This is a genomic window from bacterium (assembly GCA_021372535.1).
GTDB lineage: Bacteria > Latescibacterota > Latescibacteria > Latescibacterales > Latescibacteraceae > JAFGMP01.
Window position 1 is genome coordinate 1 of the sequence record JAJFUH010000048.1, and the last position, 8,727, is coordinate 8,727.

At 50.1% G+C, this 8,727-nt stretch carries 6 protein-coding genes and 1 pseudogene; 2 read left to right on the forward strand and 5 right to left on the reverse strand.

What is annotated here, in order from left to right:
* The coding region (locus LLG96_05070) for an SDR family NAD(P)-dependent oxidoreductase (protein ID MCE5249575.1) at positions 1–430 on the reverse strand (430 nt) is incomplete at its 3' end.
* A 201-nt stretch (positions 431–631) separates the two neighbouring features.
* A complete protein-coding gene (locus tag LLG96_05075) occupies positions 632–1,612 on the reverse strand; it encodes a Gfo/Idh/MocA family oxidoreductase (GenBank protein ID MCE5249576.1) in 981 nt (326 codons plus the stop codon).
* 193 nt (positions 1,613–1,805) lie between these two features.
* Here LLG96_05075 and LLG96_05080 point away from each other — a divergent pair, with 193 nt between their 5' ends.
* Complete coding sequence (locus LLG96_05080; protein ID MCE5249577.1) at positions 1,806–2,690, forward strand: aldo/keto reductase; 885 nt, start codon at positions 1,806–1,808, stop codon at positions 2,688–2,690.
* Between the two features lie 36 nt (positions 2,691–2,726).
* Positions 2,727–4,970, forward strand: a complete 2,244-nt coding sequence (locus LLG96_05085) for a PQQ-binding-like beta-propeller repeat protein (protein MCE5249578.1) — start codon at positions 2,727–2,729, stop codon at positions 4,968–4,970.
* A gap of 212 nt (positions 4,971–5,182) precedes the next feature.
* Here the strand turns inward: LLG96_05085 and LLG96_05090 are convergent, their stop codons facing one another.
* The 3 genes and pseudogenes from LLG96_05090 to LLG96_05100 form a co-directional block, all read right to left on the reverse strand.
* Positions 5,183–6,076 (reverse strand): UTP--glucose-1-phosphate uridylyltransferase, encoded by an 894-nt coding sequence (locus LLG96_05090; protein ID MCE5249579.1) that lies wholly within the window; start codon positions 6,074–6,076, stop codon positions 5,183–5,185.
* Between the two features lie 519 nt (positions 6,077–6,595).
* Positions 6,596–6,817: pseudogene (locus LLG96_05095) on the reverse strand (GHMP kinase).
* A 727-nt stretch (positions 6,818–7,544) separates the two neighbouring features.
* The coding region (locus tag LLG96_05100) for a T9SS type A sorting domain-containing protein (GenBank protein ID MCE5249580.1) at positions 7,545–8,727 on the reverse strand (1,183 nt) is incomplete at its 5' end.

Sequence of the window (8,727 nt, forward strand, 5' to 3'; positions counted from 1 at the left end):
TATTGATGATCGAGCCGCCTGTACTCTCCGGCATGAAATCGCCCATCACGCGGGTCATGACAAAAAGCCCGGTGGCGTTGATCCTCATGCTTTCCGCAAAGGTTGAAACATCGTCATTGTAATCCTTCATGGGGCGTGCAACGGCGTTGTTGACGAGCACATCGAGCCGTCCGCTCCGCTCTTTGATGGTGTCCCGGAGTTCGATAACCGATTGCTCATCCCCCTGGTCCACTCTGAACGCTGTGACCGTATGACCGAGTTTACGGTGTTCCGCGGATACCGCTTCGAGGGTTTCACGGTTACGGGAGGCAATATAGGTTTCGGCTCCGGCCTCTGCAAGCGCTGCCACAATCTGACGCCCGTAGAGACCCGCTCCGCCGGTTACGAGCGCGACCTTCCCCTTCAACGAAAACATATCGAGAACATTCATACCGTACACTCCTCATATATGACCGCACATGAATAATAGCACATCGTGTTTAAAACGAAGGCATTTACGATGTACGATTTCAGATGTACGATTTTTATATTAATTGATCTGCATAAATCGTAAATCGTACTTTGTAAATCGTAAATTACTTCCTGGATACAAGAAAATCTTTGAATGCAAATTGGTAAAAGGTAGTCAGTTTCACGGTCCAATTTCAGTCAGAAGCACCTCTCGTCCGCCTTCATCCCTGCTCCGGATTCCGGCGATGAGCATTTTCATCAACTCCACAGTCTCCTCAAAGGAAAACGGCCGGATACCCGTTCTCAAAAATCCGATAAACGCATTGAGCTGGGCTTTGAACGCATAAAACGTATCGCTGAAAGCGACGCAGACATGGCCTTTCGTCCCGCACAGTTCAAGAACACCGAACGAGCCGTACATATCGTTTATTGCCGCGGCAATGACATCGGCGCCCGAATCGTGCCTGAGGTGAACGATGTTGCGGTCGGCTGTTCCGGTATTCCGGGCCGATACGAATCCGGGACCGAGCACCGGATATATTCCCTCGAGCGCATGGATACCGTACCGTTCCCACGATTTCGGAGTCGTAATGCTCGCAAACCGTACTTCGCCGATGTCATGCGTCGAGAGCCGGAAAGGCATGAATTCCTTGCAGTACCGCATGCAGCTCGATGACATAACAGGCTTTCCTTCCCGTTCCCATGCGGTGAAAACGCCCAAATCATGTTCGTTGTCCACAAGCGGTTTATCCACAAAAACCGGCAGTCCTGCCTCGATGAACGGCCTGCACCGGTCGACATGCTCATGACCCTTGTCGGTGGCGACAATCACAGCATCGACCTCGCCGATAACCTCTTCGGGAGCACACACGACATGGGGTATGAGCGATGCTTTCGAGACCCTGAGCGCATCTGCGGGATCGTCGGTCCAGATGTGCGTTACCTGAACGCCGGGAATGCGGAGGATTTCCTTCGGTTCTTTGTCGAGGTATGCCGGAATGGCGGCGAAGGGGCATTTCGCCATTTCCACGGGATTGTAACCGTTGAATATAGCGCTCCAGGAATACGGGTGACCGTTGCCGTCCACCATCCCGAGCATCGCAATCCTGATAATTTCCCTTTTTACAAGAGGCACGGTATTTTCCGGCATTTCAAACTCCATGGTTTCTGTTCTCCCGTATCGATTATCCGGGTTCATACGGTACCTGTCAAATATACATTATCATAACGGCAGTCCGCAAATACAATAAAAATAACGGAAGAGAGCACGTCTATAGTATGATTCGGGATTGTCTCATTATTAGAGTTTGGAGCATTATCCGGTATTTCGTATATTTATACAGGGAGGATTTGACATGGAACTCGGTCTCGGTACTGTCCAGTTCGGGCTCGATTATGGGGTATCAAACCCGACAGGGAAAGTGCCCGAAGATGCCATCCGGGTAATACTTGCCATTGCCCGTGAAAACGGTATCCGCGTGCTTGATACCGCCGTCGCGTATGGGAACAGCGAACGGGTTTTGGGCAGCGTTCTTGACGGAGATCATCATTTCAGGATTGTCTCGAAACTACCTTCATGCAAAAAGGACGCAATCACACGCAAGGACTGCGAATCCCTCAAAGTTACCTTTTTCGAATCCCTGGAGAGACTCAGACTTCAGCGTGCAGCCGGATTGCTTCTGCATGCTCCCGGCGACCTGTTCCTTCCGGGGGGTGAGGAGATATATACCGTCCTTGCATCGTTGAAAGCCGAGGGGCTTGTTGAAAAAATCGGAATCTCGGTCTATTCGGGGGACGAGATCGACCGTGTTTTCTGTAATTATGATTTCGACCTTGTGCAGCTTCCGCTGAATGTGCTCGATCAGCGGCTTGCCGTGTCCGGACATCTTGCACGGCTCAGGGCAAGGAAGGTCGAGATTCATGTTCGTTCGGCCTTTCTTCAGGGGCTGCTCCTCATGCCCACCGACAGTATCAATCCGTTTTTCTCCCCCGTTCTGCCGGTACTGAGACGGTACCGTACAGTACTCGATGAACACGGACTCTCGCCGGTCGATGGCGCGCTCGGCTATCTGAGGACACGGAAGGAAATAGATGTCATACTCATCGGGGTCACCAGCGAGCAGGAGCTCAGGATCAATTGTAAAACGTTCGGGACTGAACTCAGCCCGGACATTGATTTTTCGGAATTTGCCGTACGACAGGAAGCAATGATCGATCCCCGTAAATGGAAACTCACCTGAATGCGCATTCTTTCCACATGCCCGCACCGACACATCATGCATATCACGGCATTACTGACGGCTTTCTGTATCGGTATCGGCTCATTCACGACCGTACAGGCTGCTGATTATACTCTAAAACCTGCGGCAGAAACAATCAGCGGCAGCAACCCCGGCGAAATCGCGGTTATCGCTTTCCATAATGTCCTTCCGAGCAAGCTCGATACCTCCCAGTATTCCCTGCCTCCGCTGCTGTTTGAGAAAATGATCGACGAGCTCATCATGGCCGGTTACCATTTTCTGTCCACACGCGAATACATCGACTACATTGTCAAAGGAGCGGAGATTCCCGCAAAATCGGTTCTTCTTACCTTCGATGACGGAATGGTATACCTGTACGATTACGTATATCCCATTCTCCAGAAAAAATCGATCCATGCGACCATATTTCTCATCGCGTCACGGTACGTAATATCGAGGTACCTCGACGCTACACAAATACGGGAAATGCACGATTCCGGTCTCGTGGATTTTCAAAGTCATACGTTTGATCTTCATGATTTTTCGGATGGAGAGGCGGCCATCCTGAAACGCGGGAATGAAACCGATTATCAATATAAACAGCGTATTATCAATGATTTCCGGACATCAATAGTATTCATCGAGGATTTGACCGGCGAACCAGTCACCGCTCTTGCTCTCCCCTATGGTATCGGGAACGAAACGATCGAGGCATATGCTAAAGAAGCCGGATTCGAGGCGGTTTTCTACATCGGCGAAGATACGACCCAGACGTTCGGCGACAATCCATTCCATCTCAACCGGGTCATCGTGTACCGTTTCAATGCAAAAGTGCTGATAAAACTGCATATAAGCAACCATTACGGAAGTAACCGGGAAAACAGTGAAGCAAAACCCGCCTTGACAGCCGGCAATCCTGCAACCGATTCGAGGATACGAACCTCGGGAAGCGTACACGATGCCATAATATATTCCTCTCCGGCTATCGGTCCCGACGGCACCGTTTATATCGGATCGTGGGATAATTGCCTGTATGCGGTCAATCCCGACGGAACAACCGGGTGGACTTATAAAACGACAGCCGGAATATCATCCTCTCCGGTTATCGGTCCCGATGGCGCCATATATGCGTGCTCCTTTAACAGTTATGTCTATGCAATCAATCGTGAGGGCTCCCTCAGGTGGAAGTATGTATCGAGAGCGCCCATTTTTTCATCACCCGCTGTCGGCGAAGACGGGTCTGTTTATTTTGCCACCACCGACCGAGATCTCATCGCTCTCAATTCAGACGGGTCATTCAAATGGCAATTCTGGGTCGGCGATCTTATCCATTCCTCCCCTTCGACAGGGAAAGACGGAACGATTTATTTCGGCGCATGGAACTCCATTCTCTATGCGGTCACGCCCGAGGGAAAAAGCCGGTGGAGCTTTCAGGCAGATGCCCCCATCGATTCATCTCCAGCCATAGGCGAGGACGGCACGATTTATTTCGGATGCATGGACAACCGCGTATATGCGATTCATCCCGACGGCTCATTACTGTGGACTTATGGAACGGAAGGCTATGTGGATTCGTCGCCGTCTCTGGGCGCCGACGGCACTATCTATGTCGGATCATGGGATACCTGCCTCTATGCCATCAACCATAATGGAACACTTTTATGGAAATTCAAAACCGGCGGTAAAATCGAATCCTCTCCCGCTGTAGGAGCGGACGGCATCGTTTATATCGGATCTGATGACGGCTGTCTGTATGCCGTTGATCCCCACGGCGGAGAAAAATGGCATGTCCTGACAGGGGGAGCCATCAGCTCGTCACCAGCCCTCACCCATGACGGCACTCTTTATGTCGGTTCGATGGATTCCTATCTGTATGGCATCGATACCGGAACTGAAACCGGGCTTGCAGTAAGCCCCTGGCCGAAATTCGGAGCAAATTCACGGAATACTTCCCGTATATGGGATATGTCCGCTGCATCCACAAACAGTTCGGAGAGCCCCATCGGATTTTCGATCATTCCCCCCTGTCCCAACCCTTTCAACGCCTCGGTCGCGTTCCGATACACCGTTCCGTCACCATGCCACGTCGATATTCTGATTTATGATATTCTCGGCAGAAAAGTCATGACACTGGCCCAGGATGCATATTATCCCGGTTACCATGAGATGTTCTGGCGCGGCTGTGACGACCATGGAGCAACTGCGGGAACAGGAGTGTATATCTACCGTTTCAACGCTGGAAATTATACTGCGCAGGGGAAAATCATGCTCTTAAGATAGTACTGTTGTTTATAGTTACAATAATATTAACTCCATCGCACTTCAATTATTACTCCGTATAAAAAACACTATTTATGATAGATGTCGAAACATGTTCGGCATGAAACAGTCCGATTTCACAGTAAATCTCCGAAGCAATAAGCCGGACAAATCCACGTCACGTTCCAACTCTGTTTCTTTGTCCCTTTGCCACTCTGTTACTTTGCCCTTTGTTACCGGTCATTTACCATACTTTTAAGTGTATTGAGATAGGCTACCGGTGTGCCGATATCATAGCAGCTGCCATGAACGAGATAACCTGTAATCCCCTCTTCGCGCCGTAAACGTTCGAGACACGAAGTAAGCTGAAATTCTCCCCGTTCCCTGATGTTATGGGCGATGTTTTCTTCGAGATAATCGAAAATATGGGGTGTGAGGATGTACTGACCGAAAAGTGTCAGAAACGTATCACTCTCCATACCATCGACATGGAGGTGTTCGCGGGCATAATCGAGATCGGGTTTCTCGAAAATTTCGCTGATCGCGAGAATCGAGTTCTCCAGACGCCATGAACCGGTTACACAGCCGAAATTACGGATTTCCTGAGCGGCAGAAACCTTGAGTCCCACAACGCTCCGATAATTCTCAGCCTCATAAACATCTATAAGCTGCCGGGCGCATGATATCGTGCTCTCAGTAGAATAGAGGTGATCCCCGAGCAGAAGCAGAAACGGCTCATTGTTGACCCATTCCCGGGCGCTGAAAACCGCATGACCGAAACCATCCTGAATATCCTGGATGATGAAACTCACATGATGCCCGATATCAAGCAGATATTCGCAGTATTTCTTATCGGAATTGGAGAGCTTGTTAAAATTTTCTATGGAAGTAGGGGTATGAAGAAAACTTTCGAACATATCGAGATCGCTGCTCTGGACAATGATACCGATTTCTTCGATACCCGCGCTTAAAGCCTCTTCGATGATGACCAGGATGGCCGGCTTGGCCCGTCCCTCTCGGTCGATAATGGGAAACAGCTCTTTTTTTACAGCCTTTGTCGCCGGGAATAGCCTCGTTCCGAAACCTGCCGCAGGAATGACAGCTTTGCGGATACTCCGATTTGCCATGATGGACAGTTTCATGCATGACATGCCGAGATCGTGTTCGATAATCTCGATTACCCTGTTCTGGCTTTCCTCATCGCGGGCAATGAACTGGGCGCTGCCATCACCCTGCGATCCGACTCCCTTACCGCCGTAAATATAAGGCTGTATGGGACCATAACCGAGTAGCTTATGAAGTACCGGAGCGGTCAACTGCGATGGACAGGCTGGCTGGAGGTGACGGTCGAATTCAGCCTGAGCTTCTTTCATCAATGTACCCAGCATTTCCGCATCGCCGCTTTTCAATGCCTCGCAGGCTTTCCGCGTTATTCCCGAACTGATGGCGCCAAGGTAGCGCTGGACATTACGCTGCACATCGTTCTCGGCGAACGGATAACACTGATTGAGCCTGCTCAGAATTTCCTTGGTATCCTTCCCCGCGCCCATGTCTACTATCACATAGAAAAGATCACGGGTAACGGAAAGCTCCCTGACCTCGATCCTGTCGCCGTCATAAATCATCATGATCGGACGGTTGCCATAGGCGCAGCCCTGATCCATGCGGCCACACCGCGAGGGCGTGGTGATTTCACCGAGATAGGCGTACTCCATCTCGCCCCGCACGGTCATCTTCAGGTCATACGTACGGTTAAAAGCACGTGCGACAAGAACACAGATGGCTGCACTCGAAGAAAGTCCTTTTTTAATGGGCAGGTCGGTCAGGCAATTGTCGATTTCGAGACCATGCACACGATAATGGGTCATTATCTGATAGGCTACCCCGGCTGCATAGCTGAAAAAACTTCCCTTTTCCGCTTCTTCGAGAAGAGCTCCGGTATTCATTGCAACCTCAAACGGCCCCTTCCGGGTTTCATCATTGAGGGTTGCGCTCAGAATCAGTTTATTCGGATGGGGTTTGACCTCAGCATAGATACCCTGATTCGTACCGACTATCAGGGTATAACCCTTTTCTATTTCAGCATTGATACGGCGGTATCCGCCAGCCCAGTCACTGTGTTCGCCAAAAAGACAGATACGCCCCGGTACAAATATTTTCATCCTGTTATCCCTCGTGGGGTGTTCATTGTATCGTTTATACCTTTATTTCTTCGTGTATATATAAAAAATAATGTTTTATAAAACAAGAAGATTACCGATGCGTACCGGAGACATTTTAGCCCGATCTATTCACAAAATTTAATCGAACACGGATTTTCGCGGATCGGACGGATTTCCACGGATTTTATTTTTTATCTATATCTTTTTGTGCGTTAACGTTTAATAATTGCTAAAGATATTACAAATAATATCTTATATAAATTTGTGTTTTCGTGGTTAAATATTATCATGAATAATCCCGGTTAGATGAACAATAAAACTTTTCCTTGTTTACCATTATATATCGTCCTATAACATCATTTTTACACTTGCCATAAAAAAAGGCCCGATCCCGAAAGACCGAGCCTTAAAATTACATTCATTACTGACTGATTTACTTAAGCAGCGTCATCTTCATGGTTCTGGAGAATGAGCCGGATTTGACGGTGTAGAAGTATACACCGGCGGAGAATCCGGAAGCATCCCACACTACCGAGTGGCTGCCGGCACCCATGAACTCGTTGGAAATCGTGTCGATCTTCTGACCGGCCACGTTGTACACGTCAACCGATACATTCCCGGCTTCGGGAACTGTGAAGTTGATCGTTGTGGACGGGTTGAACGGGTTCGGTGAATTCTGGGCAACTGCGAAAGCTGCAGGAGCTTCATCCACAGAAACCGGCTCGCTGGAAATAATGCCCTTGAAGGAGTCCTGGCCGACCCAGAACCATCCGCCGCGCTCTTCTGCTTCCGCGGCCGACTGGTTGGATACGAGCAGACCGTCATAGGCGGTTCCGCCCGAAATCACGCTCGTGTCATATTTCTGAGCGGCGGTTTCGCCAGCAAGCGTCTGGTACCCGAGTCCCGTGCCGTCCGGTGCATACAGACCGAACGATACGGCGCCCATGTCAAACGACGGGAAGAACGAGAATCCGTTCTTTTCGATCGCTTGATTGTATTTGTAAGGGCCGACGTTGTAATCGTTGCAGACCCACGGTTTCGCGGAATCGGCTTCGAAGTTGTGGTCTCCGGTGTAATCGCCGTTCGAATTCGCCCAAGCCACCGCATCGCCTTCTTCCTCATACTGTACATCGAACAGTACGTTCATACAGGTCGAATGGGTTCCCATGACAACATATCTGCCCCACATGGACAATTCAGCCGGTCCACTCGCTGCCTGGCCGCCCTTTTCGGCGTCGTTCAGGTCAACATACCAGTCGGACAGGTCGAAGCGCTTCACCTCGGTGCCATCGTTCACATCAACAAAGACGAGTTCCGACTCCATACCGGTTCCCGAAAGGTCTCCGGTCGGTGAGAGAAGGTACGCGCCGCCGTCGCTCACAACTCCCGGCCCGAATTCCCAGGAGGGCGGATTGGCCACTGCAAATACAAATTTACCTTCATCACCCCATGCGGTCTGCAGAACCGCATCGCCGTTCGGCACCCATTTCCACTTGAACATTTCCTTGAATCCGTTGTTGTTCAGACCGCACTTGAAGAAATAGGTGTAGTGGGTCGGCAGGAATGCAAGTCCGCCCGGATCGCATACTTCCAATGATTTACAGGTTTCCATCAGC

Excerpts from the sequence above, each read along its gene's own strand:
- LLG96_05085 (MCE5249578.1), top strand. The coding sequence starts at position 2,727 with ATGCATATCACGGCATTACTGACGGCTTTCTGTATCGGTATCGGCTCA.
- LLG96_05075 (MCE5249576.1), bottom strand. The coding sequence starts at position 1,612 with ATGGAGTTTGAAATGCCGGAAAATACCGTGCCTCTTGTAAAAAGGGAA.
- LLG96_05080 (MCE5249577.1), top strand. The coding sequence starts at position 1,806 with ATGGAACTCGGTCTCGGTACTGTCCAGTTCGGGCTCGATTATGGGGTA.
- LLG96_05090 (MCE5249579.1), bottom strand. The coding sequence starts at position 6,076 with ATGGCAAATCGGAGTATCCGCAAAGCTGTCATTCCTGCGGCAGGTTTC.